This is a genomic window from Arthrobacter sp. SDR-2R, from assembly GCF_057747955.1.
On sequence record NZ_CM173231.1, the window covers coordinates 2,604,444 to 2,626,120 of the forward strand.

Genomic DNA, 21,677 nt, shown 5'->3' on the forward strand with positions numbered 1-21,677 from the left:
GTGGCCCTGGGAAAAAAGAACAACGCACCGCGCCGGCGCACGCATCCCGTGGTGGCGCCGTACCCGCACCCGTCCGGCGCGGTGGCACCCACTATTCCGGCTGAATTCATTCCCCGGCACGTGGCCATCGTCATGGACGGCAACGGCCGCTGGGCCAACCAGCGGGGATTGCCGCGGATCGAGGGGCACAAGGCAGGGGAGCCGGCGCTGCTCGATGTCATGGCAGGGGCCATCGAACTGGGCATCGAGTACGTCAGCGTGTACGCGTTCTCCACGGAAAACTGGCGCAGGTCGCCTGAGGAAGTCCGCTTCCTGATGGGATTTAACAAGGATGTGCTGCGAAGGCAGCGGAACCAGTTGGACGACTGGGGCGTGCGGGTCCGCTGGGCGGGGCGCCGGCCGCGGCTGTGGGGTTCGGTCATCCGTGAGCTGGAGGAAGCCGAAGAGTTCACGGCGGCCAACACCACCTGTAACTTGACCATGTGTGTTAATTACGGCGGCAGGGCAGAGATCACTGACGCGGTCTCAGCGATTGCCGCCGATGTGGCGGCAGGCAAGTTGAAGCCTGGCGCCATTACCGAGCGGACCATCCAGAAGTACCTGGACGAGCCCGACCTGCCTGACGTGGACCTGTTCCTACGCAGCTCGGGGGAGCAGCGGCTGTCCAACTTCATGCTCTGGCAGTCGGCCTACGCGGAGTTCGTGTTCATGGACACGCTGTGGCCGGATGTGGACAGGCGCACGCTCTGGGCCGCCGTCGAGGAGTATGCCAGGCGGGACCGCCGGTACGGTGGCGCCGTGGACGCCGCCGCTGCTCCCTCGGCGCCCGCTGCCCCGGCGGAATAGCTTCATCCGTACGCCCGCAACCAGCGGGCCAGCCGCCTGTAGGCATCGGCCCGGACCGGTTCGGGTGACAGGAAGACGTCGTGCAGCGCGCCGTCGATCCGCTCCACGGTTACGGTGCGGCCCAGGGTGAGGGCCCTGGCGCTGATGGTGTTGACGTCCAGGACCGCGTCGGTGCGGCGCATTTCCTCGGACCAGAGGAGCCCGTTCGCGCTGCCCTTGGAAAGCAGTACCAGGATCGGCGCCTGGATCCCCAGGCCGCGGGCCACCTTCGCCTGCCCGGCGAGCACCGCCCTAAGCCAGCCGGCGCGCACCGGAAAGGCCATGCGGGGGCGGTACCGCTCGTCAAGCGGCCACTCGCCGTCGGCAGAGCTGCTGATGGTCCGCCAGTAGTGGCCGCGTTCCGGCAGCCGGAGGACCATCTCAGGGCGGAAGCGGGCCAAGGGGCGCACCATGCTGGATGCAGCGCGCCGCACCAGCGGACTGCCGTGCATTTCCAGCCATGGACTGTTGAGGATCAGCAACGAAACAGCTTCCGGATGGCGGGTGGTCCACAGGGCTGCCACCAGGCCGCCCGTGGAGTGGCCCATCAGGGCCAGGGGACCCGGTGCGCCTGCATCCCGGATGATGCGGATTGCCTCTTCGATTTCAGCGTCGTAGGCGGCGAGGTCGGCCACGTACCCGCCCGGTGCTTCCGGACGAAGGCTTCGTCCGTGGTTGTGCATGTCCAGGGCATAGAAGTCGTAGCCGGCCGCAGCCCAGAACCGTGCCAGGTCCACGTTGAAGAAATAATCGCTCCAACCGTGCAGGAAGAGCACGGCCCGGCGGCTGCCGCCGGCAGGGTCCCTGTCGGGAGATGGCCGGACGCGCACCAGCGTTGCCCTCCGTTCAACCCCGTCACGTCCGGTGGCCGCGAAGGAGTGTGACTCGAAGTCACCGCCCAGGATGTCCTGCTGCCACTGCATGCCCTCATGCTAAACCGGCACACCGGACCGCGCTGTCCGAACTGCGGCGCCCGAACTGCGCTTTCCGAACTGTGCTGTCCGAACTGTGCTGTCCGAACTTCGGCGTCTCCGTTTTGGTGCGGCGCCCCCGGAGACGGGAAACTGGAGGCATGCGCGTTTATCCCACTTTCTTCAGGCTGGCCTTTTCATGGATGGACGCCGAGCGCGCCCACAAGATCGGATTCAAGGGGATACGGCTCGCACATTCTTCCGGTGCGGGGAGAGTCCTGCGGAAACTGACTGCTCCGGCGCCGTCGCTCCAGACCACAGCCTTTGGCGTCACCTTTCCGTCACCGTTCGGGCTCGCTGCCGGCTTCGACAAGGAAGGGCACGGCATCGAGGCCCTCACGGAGCTTGGATTCGGACACATTGAAGTGGGCACCATCACCGGCCAGGCCCAGCCCGGCAACGAAAAGCCGCGCTTGTTCCGCCTTGTCCAGGACCGGGCCGTCATCAACCGGATGGGATTCAACAACGACGGCGCCTCCGCCGTTGCACCCCGGCTCAAGGCAGCACGCGCCGCGCTCCAGTGGCGGTACCCGGAGGTTCGTCCGGTCATCGGCGTCAATATCGGCAAAACCAAGGTGGTGGAACTGGCCGATGCCGTGGACGACTACCTGGTGAGCGCCCGCAGCCTGGCGCCTGCCGCCGACTATTTGGTGGTAAACGTCAGTTCCCCCAACACCCCGGGCCTGCGGTTGCTCCAGGACGTGGAGACGCTCCGGCCGCTCCTGACAGCCGTTGGGCAGGAAGCGGACCGGGCCGCGGGCCGGCATGTGCCCCTGCTGGTCAAGATTGCCCCGGACCTCAGCGATGAGGACATCGACGACGTCGCGCGCCTTGCCCTCGACCTGAAGCTGGACGGCATCATCGCCACCAACACCACCATTGGCCGTTCAGGACTGTCCTCGCCGGCAGAAGAGGTGGCGAAGTGCGGAGCCGGCGGCCTCTCCGGTGCACCATTGAAGCAGCGATCGCTGGAGGTGCTGAAGCGGCTCAGGAACGCTACGGGCGACGCCCTGACCTTGGTGTCCGTTGGCGGCGTGGAGTCGGCCCGGGACGTCCAGGAAAGGCTGGACGCCGGTGCAACCCTGGTGCAGGGCTACACCGCGTTCCTTTACGAAGGACCGTTCTGGGCGGCACGGATCAACAAGCAGTTGGCAAAGAACCGCCGCTCCTAGGCGCTGCAGGCAGGTTGCTGCGGGAAAGCGGATCCCGATAAGAACGAAAAGCCCGGCGGAACACCGCCGGGCTTTTCGTTCTCAAGTGGATGCAGGGTCAGGCAGGGTACTGTCCGCGCTGGACCTGGGGCTTGGGCAGCCGCAGTTTCCGGAACTGCAGGGACCGCATGGAGCCGTACCAGACAGTACCGCGCTCCACCTCGCCGAACTTTTCCGCCAGCCGCTTGCGGAGCTTGCGCGACAGAATGAAGACGTCCACGAAGACTGCCAGGAACATGACCCAGAAAGCGCCCAGGACGTAAATCATCATGTCGCTGGAGGCCGGGACCACCAGGGAAACCAGCACGAAGACCAGGGCGCCGAACATCAGGTATTCGCCAAGGTTGAACCGCGCATCCACAAAGTCGCGGGCAAACCGTTTCTGCGGACCCTTGTCGCGCAGCGGCAGGAACTTCTCGTCGCCGGTGTCCATGGCCCGCCGCATCTTGAGGCGCTGGTCCTGGATGGCCTGGCGTTCGGCAGCCTTGGACGCCTTGCGGTCCTCAGGCACGAGTGGGCGCTTGCGGGCAGCTTCCTGGGCCTTCCGGGTGGGGGTAGGGGCACCCTTGCCCGCGGCACTGTTCTGCCGCGCCGCCGTCTCCGCTGCCTGCTGGTCTATGGTTTCCTGCGCCGAGGGCGCTTCTTTTCTACGTCCGAACACCAGAACAGAATACCTTGCAGCAGCCCGCCCGCTGCCTGCCCCCGCGTCTGCGGCGGCAGGCCGCGGAATGTGACGGGGGTAATGTTTTGGCCATGACTTCATCACCCGCGGCCACCCCGCACAGCACCACCGGAACATCAGGACCAGGCCCTGAGGCCATCGGCAGGACGGAAGATCTCCGTGCTGCGGTGGACCGTTCCTTCGATCAAACTTTGGCACGTCTCAAGGACCTCGTGGCCATCCCGGGCATCGCCTGGCCAAGCTTCGACCGCATGCCACTGGAGCGCAGCGCGGAGGCCGTCGCCGAACTCCTCCGGGGTGTGGGGATCGGCGGGGTCCAGGTCCTGTCCGTCAACAAGGCCGACGGCACGCCAGGCGGGCCGGCCGTCGTCGCCCGCCGGCCTGCCGCAAAAGGAAAACCGACCATCCTGCTTTACGCCCACCATGACGTCCAGCCGGTGGGGGACGAGTCCCTGTGGGAAACAACGCCGTTTACCGCCGTCGAGAAGGACGGCCGCCTCTACGGCCGCGGCGCCGCTGACGACAAAGCCGGCATCATGGCACACATTGCTGCTTACGCAGCCGTTTCGGAAGTCCTCGCCGATTCCCTGGGGCTGGGCGTCACCTTCTTCATCGAGGGGGAGGAGGAAGCAGGGTCGCCCACGTTCCGGACATTCCTGGAGGCGAACCGCGAGCTGCTCCGCGCAGACGTCATTGTGGTGGCCGACTCCAGCAACTGGAAGGTCGGCGTACCTGCCCTGACCACCAGCCTGCGTGGGCTCGTGGATGGCACGATTGAGGTGCAGGTCCTTGACCATGCGGTGCATTCCGGCATGTACGGCGGCCCGGTGCTGGATGCCCCCACCCTGCTGTCCCGCCTGATCGCCACCCTTCACGACACGGATGGGAACGTGGCCATTGAGGGCCTGGTGTCCAGCGACACGGCCGGGGTCGACATGCCGGAGGCGGATTACCGCGCCGATGCCTCCGTGCTCGACGGCGTCCGGCTGGCTGGAACGGGAAGCATCGCCTCGCGGCTGTGGTCCAAGCCGGCATTGTCAATCATCGGCTTCGACGCACCCGCCGTGGACGTTGCCTCCAACACCCTCCTTCCGCGCGCACGGGCAAAGTTCAGCCTGCGGCTGGCGCCGGGCCAGGTTCCCGCGGAGGCCATGGAGGCGGTCCGCCGCCACGTGGAGGCCAACGCCCCATTTGGTGCGAAGGTCGTCTTCACTCCGGGGGAGGCAGGCAATCCGTTCCGGACGGACACTTCCTCTGCTGCGGCAACGGTTGCGATGTGGGCCCTGGGCGAGGCCTGGGGAGTTCCCGCCGTCGAAACCGGAATCGGCGGTTCCATCCCGTTCATTGCCGACCTGACGGACCTGTACCCCGAAGCGCAAATCCTGGTGACGGGCGTGGAAGACCCGGATTCACGGGCACACAGTGCCAACGAGTCCCTGCACATCGGTGACTTCCGCAACGCCATCCTGGCCGAGGCCCTCATGCTCGCGCGGCTGAACAGTGAAGGCCTTTCAACCGGCAAGTGATGGGCCTTCCGTCGTGAACGCCGGGCAGGCGGCTGTCAGGGAACAACCGGCGTGCTTTGACGGTTACGCCAGGAGTTAGAGCTACAGGACTGCCGCGCGTAGCATGTAGCTATAGCCCATACCGTATTTGTAGGGGCAGGCGCCGTTACGGCGACGCCGCCAGACCGTCCTAAGAAGGTAGGCCAATGAACACCGCAACCAACGAAAACAGCACCGCCGCCACAAGCGTGGCCAGCGACGAACTGCCCGTTCACGAGGTCAACCTGACCGATGTCGCTGCAGGCAAGGTCCGCAGCCTCCTGGAACAGGAAGGCCGCACCGACCTGCGCCTGCGCGTGGCCGTGCAGCCTGGCGGATGCTCGGGGCTGATCTACCAGCTCTACTTCGACGAACGGCTCCTTGATGGTGATGCCGTGCGCGACTTCGACGGCGTCGAAGTCGTCGTGGACAAGATGAGCGTGCCGTACCTGAGCGGCGCCAGCATCGACTTCGAAGACACCATCTCCAAGCAGGGCTTCACCATCGACAATCCGAACGCCGGCGGCTCCTGCGCCTGCGGCGATTCATTCCACTAAGCCGGTTATTTCGCCTGATGTCCGCGCCGGGTTTCCTGCCGTCCAAAACGGCATGGGGGCTCGGCGCCGACATGTGGGCGAAACGCCCGGCGGAGCGGTAAGCTCTACACCGAGTAGTAAAACTTTTTTGTGCCCGGAGCGCCGATGGCTGCCCGGACAACAGCAACAAGTAGGAAGGGCCGTCTGTGAGTTCGCAGAACCGAACCGGCAGCCGACGCAAAACGATCACCACGATCTCAAGCTTGGCAATTGCCGGCGCGTTGGTTTTGACCGGATGTTCGCCAGAGGTAGAGAAAGGGTGGATGCCCACTGAACGTGGCACCACCAGCAACACCGACCGCATCATGGACCTCTGGGTCAACTCATGGATTGCTGCGCTCGTGGTGGGCACCATTACGTGGGGCCTGATCATCTGGTGCCTGGTCGCTTACCGGCGCCGCAAGGGAACCGTGGGCTTCCCCCGGCAGACCAGCTTCAACCTTCCGCTGGAAGTTTTCTACCTGACCATCCCCATCTTCATGGTCCTGGTGTTCTTCTACTTCACGGACCGCGACCAGCAGGCGATCGATGACCGTTCACAGCCGGCCGACGTCGTAGTGGACGTCCGCGGCAAGCAGTGGGCCTGGGACTTCAACTACAAGTCCGGCGACGTCATCCAGGAAGACCTGCACGAAGCCGGTGTCCAGGCCCACCTCACCGGCAACACCATCGACAAGGAACAGCTCCCCACCCTGTACCTGCCGGTGAACAAGTCTGTTGACCTCGAACTCAACGCCCGCGATGTCATCCACTCCTTCTGGGTTCCCGCCTTCCTGCAGAAGCGCGACATGATCCCCGGCAAGACCAACTACATCCGGTTCACCCCCACTAAAGAGGGCACTTACGACGGCAAATGTGCCGAACTCTGCGGCGAGTACCACTCCGAAATGCTGTTCCGCGTCAAGGTGGTGTCGGAATCCGAATTCCAGGCCCACATGGACCAGCTCAAGGCCGAAGGCAACACCGGCCTGCTCGGTGCCGAGTACGACCGCAACCCGAACCTGAACGAAACCAAGTAAGGGGAGCGACGTGGCTACGTACACCCAATCCGCACCTGCGGGAGTCCTGTCGGCTCCCGTGGTACCTAAATCCAAGGGGCGCATCGTCGTCAACTGGATCACCTCCACCGACCACAAGACCATCGGGTACATGTACCTGATTGCGTCCTTCGTGTTCTTCTGCCTGGGCGGTGTCATGGCGCTGCTCATCCGCGCCGAGCTGTTCGAGCCCGGCATGCAGATCCTGCAGACCAAGGAGCAGTACAACCAGCTGTTCACCATGCACGGCACGGTGATGCTGCTGATGTTCGCCACCCCGCTGTTTGCCGGGTTCGCCAACGTGATCATGCCGCTGCAGATCGGCGCTCCTGACGTGGCCTTCCCGCGCCTGAATGCGTTGGCCTTCTGGTTCTTCCTGTTCGGTTCCACCATCGCGGTGTCCGGCTTCATCACCCCGCAGGGCGCAGCGTCCTTTGGCTGGTTCGCCTATGCGCCGCTGTCGAACACGACGTTCACCCCGGGCATCGGCGGTGACCTGTGGGTCTTCGGCCTGGCACTGTCCGGCTTCGGCACCATCCTTGGTGCGGTCAACTTCATCACCACCATCATCTGCATGCGCGCCCCGGGCATGACCATGTGGCGGATGCCCATCTTCACCTGGAACACCCTGATCACCGCCATCCTGGTGCTCATGGCATTCCCGCCGCTGGCCGCGGCCCTGTTCGCGCTCGGCGCGGACCGCAAGTTCGGCGCCCACATCTTCGATCCCGAGAACGGCGGCGCTGTTCTTTGGCAGCACCTGTTCTGGTTCTTCGGCCACCCGGAGGTGTACATCATTGCGCTGCCGTTCTTCGGCATCGTGTCGGAGATCTTCCCGGTCTTCAGCCGCAAGCCGATCTTTGGCTACAAGGGCCTGGTCTACGCCACTATCGCCATTGCAGCCCTGTCCGTAACGGTGTGGGCCCACCACATGTACGTCACCGGCGCCGTCCTGCTGCCGTTCTTCTCCTTCATGACCATGCTCATCGCGGTGCCCACCGGCGTGAAGTTCTTCAACTGGATCGGCACCATGTGGCGCGGCTCGTTGACCTTCGAAACGCCGATGCTCTGGAGCATCGGCTTCATGATCACCTTCCTCTTCGGCGGCCTCACCGGCATCATCCTGGCCTCCCCGCCGCTGGACTTCCACGTTTCGGACTCCTACTTCGTGGTGGCGCACTTCCACTACGTGGTGTTCGGCACCGTGGTTTTCGCCATGTTCGCCGGGTTCTATTTCTGGTGGCCCAAGTGGACCGGCAAGATGCTCAACGAGCGCCTGGGCAAGATCCACTTCTGGCTGCTGTTCCTGGGCTTCCACGGCACCTTCCTGATCCAGCACTGGCTCGGCGTCGAGGGCATGCCCCGCCGCTACGCCGACTACCTTGTGGAGGACAACTTCACCTGGATGAACCAGTTCTCCACCGTGGCATCGTTCGTGCTGGGTGCGTCACTGATCCCGTTCTTCTGGAACGTCTACATCACCTGGCGCAGCGCCGAAAAGGTCCAGGTTGATGATCCGTGGGGCTTCGGTGCTTCGCTGGAGTGGGCCACGTCCTGCCCGCCGCCGCGCCACAACTTCACGTCCCTGCCCCGGATCCGTTCGGAGCGTCCCGCCCTGGACCTGCACCACCCGGAACTTCGTCAGGTCCACACCGTTGAGTCGCCGGCACCCGCAGCAGCGGTCCTCGGCAACGCCGACCAGAAGGACACCGCACAGTGAAAATCGAATCCTGGATCTTTGGTTCTGGAGTCTTCTTCTTCGTTCCCGTCGCTCTGGTCTACGGATTCCTGACCAACTGGGGTGAGTGGGTCGGCATCCTGGGCATCCTGCTTGTGGGTGGCCTCGCCGGCATGATCGGGGCCTACCTCGGCTTCACCGGAAGGCGCGTCGGTCTTCGTCCCGAGGACCGCAGCGACGCTGAAATCCACGAAGGCGCCGGCGAGCAGGGGCACTTCAGCCCCTGGAGCTGGTGGCCTCTGGTCCTGGGCATCGCCTGCGCCACCGGCTTCCTGGGCCTGGCCGTAGGCGCCTGGGTCATCTTCATCGCAGGTGGCCTCGCCATCGTGGCCCTCGTGGGCTGGGTGTACGAGTACAGCCGCGGTGACCACGCGCACTAAGCAAGCAAACGAATAACGACGTCGGGCCCCACCTTCCGGTGGGGCCCGACGTCGTTACTGCGCTTTTGGAAGCCCCTAGACGGCTCCCTGCGACTCTAAAAGTCCTCGAAGCTCCCGCAGCGCGTTCTCGGCCTGCTCGCGCCCCAGGCCGCCTTCCAGCGCACTGTCGCTAATGGACAGCTCCACCTCACAGCCTTGTGGGAAGTCAGCCGTCATCACCTGAAGCAGGGAACGGGCATCGGCCTTGTCTGCGCCTGCCTTGCTGATGGTCACCGGCAGGCCCGTGTCGGTGACGGCTCGGACAAACACCGCGGCGGAACGTGCATGCAGGCCCGCGGGCGCTGCCACCACGGCCTTTTCTGTTGGCAAAGGGACTCCTTCTGTGAAAGACGGCCCCCTCCGTCTCGTGGCAAAATTTCCAGACCAAATATAGCTGCCTGCACGGATGCGGCGCGAAAGATTGCCGCGGTCCGTGGCTGGTCTAGACCGTTCTAAAATTGAGGGGACACCCAACGGCAGGAGAACGATCATGGCAGCTGGCGCCGCCGCAATCACGGGGGAAATAGACCGCAGCAGCGGAACGGCCATCTACGTCCAACTCCGGGAAATCCTTCGCGCGTACATCGCGGAGTCATGCCCGCCGGGTTCAGCCCTGCCCTCGGAACGGGACCTCGCCGAACGGTTTGGGCTTGCAAGGATGACGGTGCGGCAGGCCATCGATGCACTGGTGGGGGAGGAGGTCATCGAGCGGGTGGTGGGCCTGGGAACCTTCGTCCGGCGGCCGAAAGTCGACCTGCAGGTGAAGCTCACGTCCTACAGCGAAGAAATGCAGCGGCGCGGCATGGTGCCTGCCGCCAAAGTGCTCAGCTTCGAACAGATCGGTGCCAGTGCGTTCCTGGCCCGTGAATTGCAGCTGGACGAGGGCACCCCGCTGGTCCGCTTCCGCCGGCTGCTTCTTGCGGATGGGGAGCCCATGAGCGTGGACGAAAACTTCATACCGGCTCATCGGGTCCCGGGACTGCTGGACGGCGAGCCGCCCACGTCGCTCTACAACGTCCTCAGCGAGCAGTACGGGCTTGTTATGGAATGGGGGGAGGACATGATCGAGGCGACGGCGGCGTCACCGTCCACGGCGCGCCTCCTCAACGTCGAGGTGGGGGCACCATTGCTGAAGATCCAGCGGCATGCCTTTGTGGCCCGGGCAATGGTTGACTACTCGGTCTCCTACTACCGTGCGGACCGGTACAAGCTGTGGGTGCCCCTGCAGCGGCCCGGAGCCAGGAGGGCCCGCAACCACTAGCCGCCCCAACCATCCGTTCCCCTGCGGGGGCGTGGGCAGCACACCCCAGGAAAACAGGAAAGGCCCGATCCGGATGGATCGGGCCTTTCCTGTTGGAACAGAAGCCTAGTGGGTCAGGCTCTTGCTTCCTTCTGCCGCTTCAACAGCCTCGTGTCCGTGGCCGTGTGCGGCCTCCAGCTCAGCGGGCGTGGCCGGGGCTACGCGGTCCTCGAAGAACCAGCGGGAGAGGAATGCGCGGCGCTTTTCCTTGCGGGTGACCACGCCATGCTCGTTGGGGACCGCAGGAAGGACCTGAGGTGACTCAAAGCCCACCAGCTTGTACCGCTTGTACTCATCCAGAGGCGCGTGCACCTCGATGAACTCACCGTGGGGAAGACGGACGATGCGTCCGGTTTCACGGCCGTGGAGGGCGATTTCCCGGTCCTTGCGCTGAAGCGCCAGGGCAACGCGCTTGGTAACCACGAATGCGATCACCGGACCGATGAAGAACAGGGCCCGCAGCCAGTACGTGACGTCGTTCAGGGAAACGTGGAAGTGCGTGGCGATGAGGTCCGAACCAGCAGCGGCCCACATGACGCAGTACCAGACGAAACCTGCCATGCCGATGGCGGTACGGGTGGGCGCGTTCCTGGGGCGGTCCAGGACGTGGTGTTCACGGTCGTCCTTGGTCACCCAGCGCTCGATCCACGGGTACGTGAACATCACGGTGAACAGGATCCCGGCCGGCACGAGGGCCGGCAGCAGGACGTTGAATGTGAAGACGTGTCCGAAGAAGATCTGCTCCACGTGCCAGTTGCCGAAGGTGCCCGGCATCAACCGGAGTGCGCCGTCGACGAAACCGATGTACCAGTCAGGCTGCGTACCGGCCGACACAGGGGAGGGGTCGTACGGACCGTAGTTCCAGATCGGGTTGATGGTGAAGAACGCGGCCATCAGGGCAATGACGCCGAAGACGATGAAGAAGAATCCACCGGCCTTCGCTGCGTACACCGGACCAAGGGGGTAGCCGACGACGTTGTTGTCGTTGCGTCCCGGACCCGGGTACTGCGTGTGCTTGTGCACCACCACCATGAACAGGTGGGCCACGATCATCAGCAGGATCAGGGCCGGTACCAGCAGGATGTGCAGCATGTACAGGCGGCTGATAATGGCCGTTCCCGGGAATTCCCCGCCAAACAGGAAGAACGAGATGTACGTTCCGATGACCGGAATGGACTTGATGACACCGTCGATGATGCGCAGGCCGTTGCCGGACAGCAGGTCATCGGGGAGCGAGTAGCCGGTAAAGCCTGCAGCCATCGCCAGGATGAGCAGGACACAGCCCACAACCCAGTTCATTTCACGCGGCCGGCGGAACGCACCGGTGAAGAAGACCCTCAGCATGTGTACTGCCACTGACGCAACGAACAGCAGTGCTGCCCAGTGGTGCACCTGGCGCATGAACAGGCCGCCACGGACATCGAAGGAGATGTTCAGCGATGAGCTGTACGCCACCGACATCTCCACGCCCTTCAGCGGAACGTAGCCGCCGTCGTAGTGCGTCTCCGCCATTGACGGGTCGAAGAAGAACGTCAGGAAGGTACCCGACAGCAGCAGGATGACGAATGAGTACAGCGCCACTTCACCAAACATGAACGACCAGTGGTCCGGGAAGACTTTGCGGCCGAACTCGCGGAGGATCCCCGAACCGCCGACTCGTGAGTCGACGAAGTCGGTGATCCGACCTGTCTTGGTTTTGGCGACGAAAGCCGGCTCAGCTGTTGATGCTGCGCTCATGCGAATCACGCTCCCAGTAACTTGGTCCTACGGGTTCATGGAAGTCGCTGGTAGCGACCAGGTAGCCCTCGTCATCAACTGCGATGGGCAGCTGGGGGAGAGGACGGCTGGCGGGGCCGAAGATCACCTTGCACTCCTGCGTGAGGTCAAAGGTGGACTGGTGGCACGGGCACAGCAGGTGGTGCGTCTGCTGCTCGTACAGAGCAACGGGGCAGCCAACGTGGGTGCAGATCTTCGAGTAGGCAACGATGCCGTTGTAGCCCCACTCTTCGCGGCCCTTGGACGGGTTGAGCGATGCGGGATCAAGGCGCATGAGCAGCACAACGGACTTTGCCTTCTCGTTGAGCTTGCCTTCCTCGAGTTCGTTCAGGCCTTCCGGGATGACGTGGAAGGCCGAGCCGATGGTGACGTCCGAAGCCTTGATGGGAGTTCCGTCAGGGTCACGGGTCAGGCGCTTGCGCTTTCCGTCCTGGGGGGCCCACATGGTGTGTGCGAGCTTGTCGTCCGGACGGGGTCCGAGGTCACCGAAGATGGCGACGGCGGGAAGCGGGGCGAGCGCCACAGCACCGAGCAGGGTGTTGCGGATCAGCGGACGGCGCTTGATGCCGGTCTCTTCCACGATGTCGTCGACGATGCGGACAGCCGCCTGGCGGTCCTCCTCGTAGCGGATGGCGTGGCGTTCTTCGGAGACTTCGTGGTCGGGCATCAGGGCCTTGGCCCAGTGCACGATGCCGGTACCGATACCCAGCATGGCAAAGGCAGTACCTACACCGAGCAGGGCGTTCTGGAGCCGGATGGTGGCGATGCTGGAGTCATCACCCAAATCAATGGCGAAGTACGCCACCAAGAAGATCAGGGTTCCAACAACAGAGATGCCAAATAGTAAGGCGACCTGCCGTTCTGCCCGCTTTGCGGCCTTCGGGTCCGTGTCAGCCAGGCGCAAACGATGCGGGGGAATTCCAGGATCCTGGAACTTCTCCACCTCATTCTGACCAGCCGTAGCTACGGTGCCCGAGTGGTTCGGACTGCCGTCACTATGGTTGCCCATAATTCGCCTCATCCTTCTCTCGTCCCGGCGGTTGTGCCGGGTTAGTTTCTAATTTCAAGCTGCTGACTGGGCAGCAGAAGTTGTGTGCTTCCCGCGGAAAGTCAGGACGTCCTGGAAGTCAGCCAGATGGTGAAGGCGATAATGACGCCCAAGCCGGCAACCCATACGAACAGGCCTTCAGCGACGGGGCCAAGCGAACCCAGGTCGGCACCGCCCGGCGAACCGGTGGTCTCGATCTGCTTCAGGAAGGTGATGATGTCCTTCTTGCCTTCGGGGGTGATGTTGGCATCGTTGAAGACGGGCATGTTCTGCGGGCCCGTGGCCATGGCCTCGTAGATGTGCTTGCCGCTGACGTCGGCCAGGGCGGGCGCGAACTTGCCCTGGGTCAGCGCGCCGCCGGCTGCGGCGGCGTTGTGGCACATGGCGCAGTTGGTGCGGAAGAGCTCCCCGCCGGCTGCGGCGTCGCCGCCGCCGTTTGTCAGGTCTTCTGCAGGAATTGCCGGGCCGGCTCCCAGCGAAGCGACGTACGCTGCAAGCTGTGAGGTCTGCTGTTCGTTGAACTGGACCGGCTTTTTCATTGCCTGGGGACCGTTCATCTGCATCGGCATGCGCCCGGTGCCCACCTGGAAGTCAACAGCGGCAGCGCCGACGCCAACCAGGGAGGGGCCATCCTTGGAACCACTGGCGCCCATGCCGTGGCAGGTGGCGCAGTTGGCGGCAAACAGCTTGCCGCCCTCTTCGACGTCGCTTGCGCTTGCGGTGGTGGTGCTCGCCTTGGCCTCATTCATGGAGGTTGCCACGGCGTACAGCCCACCCGTGATGAGGAGCCCCATCAGAAGCAGCGCTATTGCTGCCAGTGGGTGACGCCGCTTTTGTGAGAGTGCCTTCACGTGGTGGTTCCTTTATTCGATCCTGCGCCGGCTCCGGGAGCCGCTACCTGAAATTCTGCCTCTTGTAGAAAAAGAATCAAAGCTGGCTACTTGAGTACGTAGATGACCAGGAAGAGGCCGATCCACACGACGTCAACGAAGTGCCAGTAGTACGAGGTGACGATCGCGGACGTAGCTTCAAAGTGTCCGAACTTCTTCGCGGCAAAGGACCGGCCCATGATGAGCAGGAAGGCGATAAGCCCGCCGATGACGTGCAGGCCGTGGAAGCCGGTGGTCATGTAGAAGGCAGAGCCGTAGGCGTTGGAGGAAAGCGAGACGTGCTCGGAAACCAGCATCGCGTATTCGGTGGTCTGGCCGGCAACGAAGAACGCACCCATGAGGAACGTCAGGGTGAACCATTCGTTCATTCCCCAACGGGCGAACTGAAGGGCACCTCCGGTACGCCGGGGCTGCAGCCGCTCTGCGGCGAAGACGCCCATCTGGCAAGTAAAGGAACTGGCCACAAGGACAATCGTGTTGACGAGCGCAAAGGGGAAGTTGAGCTTGGCTGTCTCTTCAGCCCACATTTCACCGCTCGTGGAGCGGAGCGTGAAGTACATGGCGAAAAGACCGGCGAAGAACATCAACTCGCTGGACAGCCACACAACGGTTCCGACAGAAACCATGTTGGGGCGGTTCAGCGTTGGGTGCGCCGGGGTACTGGGGGCATGGGTCGCAGATGTCACATAGACATTATGTCTGTAAAAGTCCGTGCTGCCCAACGCAAACCGCCTTTTGGGAGGACTTTTTCTACAAAGACGCGAAATTGCCCGGAAAAGTTCCCGGCACCGTTCACATTGGTCAGTGCCTGCCATCGCTCGATAGCATCAGCAGGTGACTTCACAGGCATCTGCAGCGTCCGGCAACACCTGGCCCCGGCTGATCTCGGCACTGATCAAGGGCAATGACCTTACGGCGGAGAACACGTCCTGGGCCATGGACACCATCATGTCCGGCGAAGCCACGCCGGCCCAGATCGCCGGATTCCTGGTGGCCCTCAGCGCCAAGGGCGAAACCGTGGATGAGCTTTCCGGCCTGGTTGAGGCGATGCTGGCGCATGCCAACCCGGTGGAAATTTCCGGCGAGAAGCTGGATATCGTCGGCACCGGTGGTGACCAACTTAACACCGTCAACATCTCCACCATGGCCGCGCTTGTGGCCGCCGGGGCCGGCGCAAAGGTGGTGAAGCACGGCAACCGGGCCGCGTCGTCGTCGTCGGGATCCGCTGACGTGCTCGAAGCGCTCGGCGTCCGGCTCGACCTGTCCATTGCGCAGGTGGCCCGGAACGCCGAAGAGGCGGGTATCACATTCTGTTTCGCGCAGGTGTTCCACCCGTCATTCCGCCATACCGCGGTACCCCGGCGCGAATTGGCAATACCTACCGCATTCAACTTCCTGGGACCGCTGACCAACCCTGCCAAGGTGCAGGCGTCGGCCGTCGGCGTGGCCAATGCGCGGATGGCGCCGCTCGTTGCAGGCGTCCTGGCCCGGCGGGGGAGCAGGGGGCTGGTGTTCCGGGGCAACGACGGCCTGGACGAACTCACCACCACCGGCCCGTCCACCGTGTGGGAGATCCGCGGCGGGGGCGTCACTGAACTGTTCTTCTCCCCGGAGGACCTTGGCATCAGCCTGGCCACCGTTGAGCAGCTTCGCGGCGGTGATGCAGTGGCAAACGCAGGAGTTGTCCGTGACGTGCTTGCCGGCAAGGAGGGTCCTGCCCGGGACGCGGTCCTGGTGAATGCGGCGGCAGGCCTGGTTGCCTTCGACCGTGAAGCGGAAGGCCCGTTCCTGGCGAGGATGCAGAAGGCCTACGCGCGGGCTGCGCAATCGATAGATTCCGGCGCCGCTGCAGCCGTCCTGGACCGTTGGGTGTCCCTGTCCCGCGCCTGAGGACGGCTTGGCGGGTTACTGCTCGAAGCCCAGGGAAAAGGCAGCGTCGAGATCGTGCTGTGAGTACGCCCGGAATGCGATGTGCGTGGTGGTGTGGACCACTGCAGGAACCTTGGAGAGCCGGTCGGCGATAACATCAGCCAGGTCCTCGTGCCGGTGGACGCGCGCCACCGCAATCAGATCCCATTCTCCAGTGACGGAGTACACCTCACTGATGCCTTCGATGGCTGAGATTTCCTCCGCAGTCTCGGGAATGCGGGCGGCGTCAGTCTTGATCAGAACAAATGCGGTGACCACGTTTGTACCCCTTCGATCAGTTCCGCCGCAGCAAGTCACGGCAGGTTTCTCTCTACTGCCAGCCTATTACACGGGCGTCCTTTTCCCGGCAGCCCGCCCTTCGGGCGGAGAGCCCCTATCGGCGGCGGAGACGCGCGGCACCGGCAGCCAGGAGCCGGTAGCCCACGAGGAACGTTGCGAGGGCCAGTGTGGCAACGATGACGAAAGGGAGGACAACCGTCTGTGCGGTCAGCGCGCGCAAAAGCATGCCGCCGATGAGGCTGCCGAGCCAGACCGGAACACCCGCCCGGAGGGCAGACAAAGGGCTGCGCCAGGCGCGGGAAACGACCCATCCCGCTGCCGCGCCGGCAAGGAAGGGCCATGCAGTCAGCAGCACACCCAGGATGGGCTCCTCGCGGTGGTGCGCGTCGCGGCCGATGGCGGCGAACGCAAGGATCAGCACGACATCGGCAGCCGCCGCTGCCAGCACCGTTTTTCCGGACGTTGTAGCTGCCGCCTTCGTTTTCAAGGAACTCATGGTTTCGAGCTTAGCCGTCACGCCTCCTCGAGCTTGACCCAGGACCTCACATGGAGCGGGGGAGCGGAGGCGGAATCGGCATGCAGTATGGTCTCAGCAGGAGCAGAGGTCAGTCCCGCTGTACTGGAGACATGTGTGAATAAAGCTTTGTGGATTTGCAGCCTGGTTGGTGCCGCCGTCGGGATCAGTGTGGGTTTGGCGGTGTTCCATACTCCTTTTTGGGGCTGTGCGCTTGGGTTGGGAATCGGCGCGGTCGTTGGGGCCTCAATGCAGCGCCGCCGTTAGCATGCCGGCAAGGCAGGACCTTGCGGTTGCCTTGACCCCGTCCGGATCACCGGCAGCTGTCCCGGCGTCAGCAGCCCACCGGTCAGCCTCCCCTGGGGCTGGATGATGGTGGGGTCCCTGAGTTCACCAAGCCTTAGTAAGCTCACCGTGGAACCGTAGGCCAAGGGGAGTGAATCTGAGCATGAAGACTGGTGTGACGAAGGGATACACGTACTTACGGACTATGGGGGTGGTGTTGGTAGCCACGATCGCCGGCGTAGCCACCGCACCAGCCGCAAACGCCGCAGACAAACCCGTCTTGCCCGGGCCTTCAGCCGCAGAGAAATTGCCGGATGCCCCAGCTCCCACCGACCAGTTCATCGTAAAGTTCAAACCCTCAGCGGCCGGCAGCGCCGCGGAGCGGGACGAGACCTATTCCAGGGCTGCCGGGCATGCCTCCATCGGCGTGCGGGAGATCAAGACCACGGCCAGCGACGCCAAGGTGGTCAAGACAAGCCACAGGCTCAATGCCGGGGAGTCCAGGCGCGTGCTGGAGAGCATCGCTGCGGACGACAAAGTCGAATCCGTGGAGCCTGACATTCTCATGCATCCGTCGTACACCCCCAACGACACTTACTACTCCTTGCAGTGGGCTCTGTCTGACCCTGGCGTCGGCATCAGGGTTCCGTCTGTCTGGGACAAAACCACGGGTACGGGCCAGATCGTCGCGGTGATCGACACCGGCATAACCGCCCACAGCGATCTCAACGCGAACGTCATGGCAGGCTACGACATGATCGCCGACCCAACCGTTTCAAGTGACGGCGACGGCAGGGATCCGGACGCCTCCGACCCGGGGGACTACCGGACCTCCGGAACTTGCGGTTCCACCTCATCCGCCCATTCTTCCTGGCACGGAACCCATGTCGCCGGGATTATCGCCGCTGTCGCCAATAACAGTGAAGGAGTCAGCGGCGCCGCTCCGGGCGTGAAGATCGAGCCGGTCCGCGCGCTTGGTGACTGCGGCAGCGGCTACCTCTCGGACGTGTCGGACAGCATTACGTGGGCTTCCGGAGGAGCAGTCTCCGGCGTGCCCGCCAATGCTAACCCGGCGAAAACCATCAATCTGAGCGTCGGGGGAGCGGCTGCCTGCCCTTCCACCCTGCAGGCCGCCATTGACGGGGCGGTCAGCCGCGGCTCATCCGTATTCGTGGCTGCCGGCAACGAAAGCCAGCTCGCCGAAAACAATGCGCCGGCAAACTGCAGCAACGTCATTACGGTCGGTGCCACCAACCAGTCCGGATCCAAAGCCTCGTACTCGAACTTCGGTGCCGCCGTCGACGTCATGGCCCCGGGAGGCGACACAGGTGCCGGCATCCTGTCCACCTACAACGCCGGAACAACCACTCCAGGCGCAGAAGCGTACGGCTACCTGATGGGAACGTCGATGGCGACGCCGATGGCGGCCTCCGTCGGCGCACTGATGAAAGCCGCTGATCCCTCCCTGACGCCAGCCCGGATCGAGGCGAAGCTGAAGGCAACGGCCAGGCCCCTTCCGGGAACCTGCCCAGGAGGCTGCGGCGCCGGCTTGATTGATGCCTTGGCGGCCGTCGCGTTTCCGGCCCCGCAGACTCCGATTGCCGTAAAGGCAGCGTCCCTGAACGGGGCCTTAGGAGCTGCCACTACGGGAGAGATCTATGGGCTCAGAGATAACGGCGGGTACCAGTGTTTCGAGCACGGTTGCATCCTTTATTCGCCGGCGTCCGGGGCTCACGTCTCCACCGGCGCGATTCGAGGCCTGTGGGCGGAGACAGGATTTGAGGCTGGTGGCCTCGGCTACCCGGTGACCGATGAAGTTGGCGGGCTCCGGGATGGAGGTGCCTACCAGAACTACCAGGGCGGCGCCATCGTCTGGTCACCGGCGACGGGGGCCCACATTTCCGTGGGGGCGATCCGCGGCCTGTGGGCGGAGACAGGATTTGAGAATGGTGGCCTCGGCTACCCGGTGACCGATGAAGTTGGCGGGCTCCGGGACGGAGGTGCCTACCAGAACTACCAGGGCGGCGCCATCGTCTGGTCCCCAGCCACCGGAGCGCATATCTCTGTTGGCGCCATCCGTCGCGAATGGGCGGTGTCGGGATTTGAGGGCGGCAAGCTCGGCTACCCGGTATCAAACGAAGTGGGCGGGCTGCGCGACGGGGGTGTCTACCAGAACTACCAGGGCGGTGCCATCGTCTGGTCCCCAGCCACCGGAGCGCATATGTCCGTAGGCGGCATTCGCTCCATCTGGGCCTCAACAGGGTACGAATCAGGGCGCCTCGGCTACCCGACAAGTGACGAGTACTCCACGGGCAACGACGGTGGCGTCGCGCAAAACTACCAGGGCGGCGTCATCCATTGGAGCCCAGGCGGTTCCTACATCTCCTGACCCAGCCGGCCGCATGCTGTACTGTCCCGGCGAATGCGGCCTGGTCCGTTGCGAAGGCATCGGCGAGCAGGGCAGCGCTCCCAAAGAGCTAGTTGACATAATGTAGATTATCGGCGCTTTGGGACTGCTCCGGAGCGGGGCGCACCAAGCCAACCAGCCAGCACGAACACCTGCGTAAAAGCGCTGGTCAAACCGGCGGTCCCATTGTCTTTATTCCGGCGCCCGTCAAGAATGAACCAATGACGGTCTACGTACGTTCACTTGAAACTGCAGTTCCGGAGACAAAGCTCATCCAGTCCGAGGCCCGTGACGTATTTGCCGCGCAGCCTGGCTTGTCGCGCTTAGGCTCGCGACTGGTGAACACCTGTTTTGACGGTGCTGCCATCGAGACGAGGTTTACCGCCGTCCAGGAACTCACCAACACGTCCCGCGCCGAAGATCCGCAGTTCTACGACCAGGAAACCGGGCTCCTGCTGAACCCCAGCACCAAAGTCCGCAACGATATCTTCGCCCGCGAGGCCACCAAGCTGTTTGTGGCGGCCTCGCGGGCTGCCCTGCAGGCCGCCCCGGAAGTCGATTTACTTGACATAACTCATCTTGTGACGGTCTCCTGCACCGGCTTCTTCAATCCGGGCCCCGACTACAAGGTGGTCCGTGAACTCGGCCTTAATCCCGCAGTCCAGCGTTACCACCTCGGCTTCATGGGCTGCTACGCCGCCTTTCCTGCCCTGCGTGCCGCGAAACTGTTTTGCGAGGCTGACCCGAATGCGGTGGTCCTGGTTGTCTGCGCTGAACTGTGCTCGCTCCACGTACGCACCTCCAACGACCCGGACACCATCATGGGCTCGGCCCTGTTCGCCGATGGTGCCGCCGCCGCCGTCGTGACGGCGCGCCCAGGCATGGCGGACACCGCACTGATGAAGCTGGACCACTTCGAGACGGTGCTGACACCGGTGGGTGAGGATTCCATGGCCTGGAACATCGGTGACAACGGTTTTGAAATGGTCCTGGGCAACTACGTGCCCCACATCATCGATGACCACATAGTGGGCGCGCTGCAGCCCCTTCTGGCCAGGGAGCCGGAACTGGCGCCACTCCCCTACACGGCAATCCCCCACTGGGCTATCCACCCCGGCGGCCGGAGCATCCTGGACAAGGTGCAGTCCAGGCTCGGCCTCAGCGACACCCAGCTGATCCCCGCACGGGAAACCTTGCGCAACTACGGCAACATGAGCAGCGCCACGGTGCTCTTCGTCCTCAAGCACATCCTTGAACAACCACTCCGGGAAGGGCTCGCCGCGGAAGAGCGGATCTGTTCCATGGCGTTTGGCCCGGGATTGACCGTGGAAACCGGCCTGTTCACCAAGATTCGGCAGGCAACAGGCGGCGCTCCGGGGTGGGAGGGCAGCGCGGCAGAGGATGCCCTGGGCCAGCTCCAAAGCCGGACGCCGGCCGAAGCGCCCGTGGCCTGAGAGCGGTCCGCGGAATGGGGATCCTCCTGCGCCGACGAGCCATCACGGACGTGGAGCAGATGGACAGGCCGGACTGCGATGCCCGTCTCCTGGACAACACGTACCGGCAGTTCGCCGTCATCAACCGGGTGCTGTCCGGCTGGCGGAAACTGTATGCCAGGGAACTCAGGAGCATGGCCCCTCCCGACCAGCGCCCGCTGACGGTGCTGGACATCGGCTCCGGCGGCGGCGACCTGGCCGTGATGCTGGCCCGCTGGGCGGCCAAAGACGGCAAAGCGGTGCATATCACGGGCATCGATCCTGATCCCCGTGCGGCCCGGTTCGCCCAGCAACGCCCGTCCGTGGCCGGCGTGGAATTCCGCAAGGCGCACAGCGGCGAGCTGGTCAGCGAGGGTGCCCGGTTCGACGTCGTCATCTCCAATCACGTCCTGCACCATCTTGGCCCGGAGGAACTCCTGCAACTGCTGGCGGATTCGGAGATCCTGGCCGCCGGAAAGGCGTTGCACAACGACCTGATCCGCAGTCCTGCCGCCTTTGTCCTTTTCAGTGTGGCCGCCCTGCCGTTCCGGCAGTCCTTCATCCGGGAAGACGGCCTCACCTCCATCCGCCGGAGCTACAGGCCGGTCGAGTTGGCGGCCTCCGCTCCCCCGGGCTGGTCCGTGGAGCGCTCATCAGCCTTCCACCAGCTCCTCGCCTACCGGCGGGGCTGACA

The 21,677-nt window shown here is 64.0% G+C and carries 21 protein-coding genes; 12 read left to right on the forward strand and 9 right to left on the reverse strand.

Annotation, left to right across the window (positions count from 1 at the left end; all coding sequences use genetic code 11):
* Entirely contained in the window at positions 1-846 is an 846-nt protein-coding gene (locus AC3ANU_RS12115; RefSeq protein ID WP_056390408.1) for an isoprenyl transferase, read from the forward strand.
* A gap of 2 nt (positions 847-848) precedes the next feature.
* Here AC3ANU_RS12115 and AC3ANU_RS12120 read toward each other — a convergent pair whose 3' ends face one another.
* Positions 849-1,808, reverse strand: coding sequence for an alpha/beta hydrolase (locus tag AC3ANU_RS12120; protein WP_018769263.1), 960 nt, complete (start codon positions 1,806-1,808; stop codon positions 849-851).
* Between the two features lie 149 nt (positions 1,809-1,957).
* On the opposite strand from AC3ANU_RS12120, the gene AC3ANU_RS12125 reads away from it, so the two are divergent.
* Positions 1,958-3,028: a quinone-dependent dihydroorotate dehydrogenase gene (locus tag AC3ANU_RS12125; protein ID WP_488314600.1), complete on the forward strand. Its 1,071-nt coding sequence runs from the start codon at positions 1,958-1,960 to the stop codon at positions 3,026-3,028.
* Positions 3,029-3,125: 97 nt separating this feature from the next.
* Here AC3ANU_RS12125 and AC3ANU_RS12130 read toward each other — a convergent pair whose 3' ends face one another.
* Positions 3,126-3,728 carry a DUF3043 domain-containing protein gene (locus AC3ANU_RS12130; RefSeq protein WP_018771080.1) on the reverse strand — a complete coding sequence of 201 codons (603 nt, stop codon included), beginning with the start codon at positions 3,726-3,728 and terminating at the stop codon, positions 3,126-3,128.
* A gap of 92 nt (positions 3,729-3,820) precedes the next feature.
* Between AC3ANU_RS12130 and AC3ANU_RS12135 the strand changes: the two genes are divergently transcribed.
* From AC3ANU_RS12135 to AC3ANU_RS12155, 5 genes are all read left to right on the forward strand, one after another.
* The gene (locus tag AC3ANU_RS12135) at positions 3,821-5,275 is read left to right on the forward strand and encodes a M20/M25/M40 family metallo-hydrolase (protein ID WP_488314601.1); all 1,455 of its coding nucleotides are present in this window, start codon (positions 3,821-3,823) and stop codon (positions 5,273-5,275) included.
* Positions 5,276-5,460: 185 nt separating this feature from the next.
* Positions 5,461-5,850, forward strand: a complete 390-nt coding sequence (locus tag AC3ANU_RS12140) for a HesB/IscA family protein (protein ID WP_488314602.1) — start codon at positions 5,461-5,463, stop codon at positions 5,848-5,850.
* 185 nt (positions 5,851-6,035) lie between these two features.
* Positions 6,036-6,908 (forward strand): aa3-type cytochrome oxidase subunit II, encoded by an 873-nt coding sequence (gene ctaC, locus AC3ANU_RS12145; protein WP_026266044.1) that lies wholly within the window; start codon positions 6,036-6,038, stop codon positions 6,906-6,908.
* Positions 6,909-6,918: 10 nt separating this feature from the next.
* Complete coding sequence (gene ctaD / locus AC3ANU_RS12150; protein WP_018771084.1) at positions 6,919-8,646, forward strand: aa3-type cytochrome oxidase subunit I; 1,728 nt, start codon at positions 6,919-6,921, stop codon at positions 8,644-8,646.
* Positions 8,643-9,044: a cytochrome c oxidase subunit 4 gene (locus tag AC3ANU_RS12155; protein ID WP_018771085.1), complete on the forward strand. Its 402-nt coding sequence runs from the start codon at positions 8,643-8,645 to the stop codon at positions 9,042-9,044. Before ctaD ends, AC3ANU_RS12155 begins: the two co-directional genes overlap by 4 nt.
* Positions 9,045-9,119: 75 nt before the next feature.
* Here AC3ANU_RS12155 and AC3ANU_RS12160 read toward each other — a convergent pair whose 3' ends face one another.
* On the reverse strand, positions 9,120-9,413 hold the full coding sequence (locus AC3ANU_RS12160; RefSeq protein ID WP_018771086.1) for an HPr family phosphocarrier protein: 294 nt from the start codon (positions 9,411-9,413) through the stop codon (positions 9,120-9,122).
* Positions 9,414-9,573: 160 nt separating this feature from the next.
* Between AC3ANU_RS12160 and AC3ANU_RS12165 the strand changes: the two genes are divergently transcribed.
* Positions 9,574-10,344 (forward strand): GntR family transcriptional regulator, encoded by a 771-nt coding sequence (locus tag AC3ANU_RS12165; protein WP_018771087.1) that lies wholly within the window; start codon positions 9,574-9,576, stop codon positions 10,342-10,344.
* A 105-nt stretch (positions 10,345-10,449) separates the two neighbouring features.
* Here AC3ANU_RS12165 and qcrB read toward each other — a convergent pair whose 3' ends face one another.
* The 4 genes from qcrB to ctaE all read right to left on the reverse strand — a co-directional run bounded on the left by qcrB (position 10,450) and on the right by ctaE (position 14,819).
* The gene (gene qcrB, locus AC3ANU_RS12170; RefSeq protein WP_018771091.1) at positions 10,450-12,120 is read right to left on the reverse strand and encodes a cytochrome bc1 complex cytochrome b subunit; all 1,671 of its coding nucleotides are present in this window, start codon (positions 12,118-12,120) and stop codon (positions 10,450-10,452) included.
* Entirely contained in the window at positions 12,098-13,168 is a 1,071-nt protein-coding gene (qcrA, locus tag AC3ANU_RS12175; RefSeq protein ID WP_026266047.1) for a cytochrome bc1 complex Rieske iron-sulfur subunit, read from the reverse strand. Before qcrA ends, qcrB begins: the two co-directional genes overlap by 23 nt.
* Before the next feature lie 101 nt (positions 13,169-13,269).
* Entirely contained in the window at positions 13,270-14,058 is a 789-nt protein-coding gene (qcrC, locus tag AC3ANU_RS12180; protein ID WP_056390383.1) for a cytochrome bc1 complex diheme cytochrome c subunit, read from the reverse strand.
* 86 nt (positions 14,059-14,144) lie between these two features.
* Complete coding sequence (ctaE, locus tag AC3ANU_RS12185) at positions 14,145-14,819, reverse strand: aa3-type cytochrome oxidase subunit III (protein WP_223991571.1); 675 nt, start codon at positions 14,817-14,819, stop codon at positions 14,145-14,147.
* Between the two features lie 112 nt (positions 14,820-14,931).
* Between ctaE and trpD the strand changes: the two genes are divergently transcribed.
* A complete protein-coding gene (gene trpD / locus AC3ANU_RS12190; protein WP_018771095.1) occupies positions 14,932-15,987 on the forward strand; it encodes an anthranilate phosphoribosyltransferase in 1,056 nt (351 codons plus the stop codon).
* A 15-nt stretch (positions 15,988-16,002) separates the two neighbouring features.
* On the opposite strand, the gene AC3ANU_RS12195 is transcribed toward trpD, so the two are convergent.
* Both AC3ANU_RS12195 and AC3ANU_RS12200 read right to left on the reverse strand, forming a co-directional pair.
* Entirely contained in the window at positions 16,003-16,284 is a 282-nt protein-coding gene (locus AC3ANU_RS12195) for an Lrp/AsnC family transcriptional regulator (RefSeq protein ID WP_043456257.1), read from the reverse strand.
* Between the two features lie 115 nt (positions 16,285-16,399).
* On the reverse strand, positions 16,400-16,801 hold the full coding sequence (locus AC3ANU_RS12200) for a DUF3054 domain-containing protein (protein ID WP_043425344.1): 402 nt from the start codon (positions 16,799-16,801) through the stop codon (positions 16,400-16,402).
* 517 nt (positions 16,802-17,318) lie between these two features.
* Here AC3ANU_RS12200 and AC3ANU_RS12205 point away from each other — a divergent pair.
* The 3 genes from AC3ANU_RS12205 to AC3ANU_RS12215 all read left to right on the forward strand — a co-directional run bounded on the left by AC3ANU_RS12205 (position 17,319) and on the right by AC3ANU_RS12215 (position 21,675).
* The gene (locus AC3ANU_RS12205) at positions 17,319-19,493 is read left to right on the forward strand and encodes a S8 family serine peptidase (RefSeq protein ID WP_196804785.1); all 2,175 of its coding nucleotides are present in this window, start codon (positions 17,319-17,321) and stop codon (positions 19,491-19,493) included.
* 239 nt (positions 19,494-19,732) lie between these two features.
* Positions 19,733-20,965, forward strand: a complete 1,233-nt coding sequence (locus tag AC3ANU_RS12210; RefSeq protein WP_488314603.1) for a type III polyketide synthase — start codon at positions 19,733-19,735, stop codon at positions 20,963-20,965.
* A gap of 14 nt (positions 20,966-20,979) precedes the next feature.
* Positions 20,980-21,675: a class I SAM-dependent methyltransferase gene (locus AC3ANU_RS12215; RefSeq protein ID WP_488314604.1), complete on the forward strand. Its 696-nt coding sequence runs from the start codon at positions 20,980-20,982 to the stop codon at positions 21,673-21,675.
* The last annotated feature ends 2 nt before the right edge of the window (positions 21,676-21,677 follow it).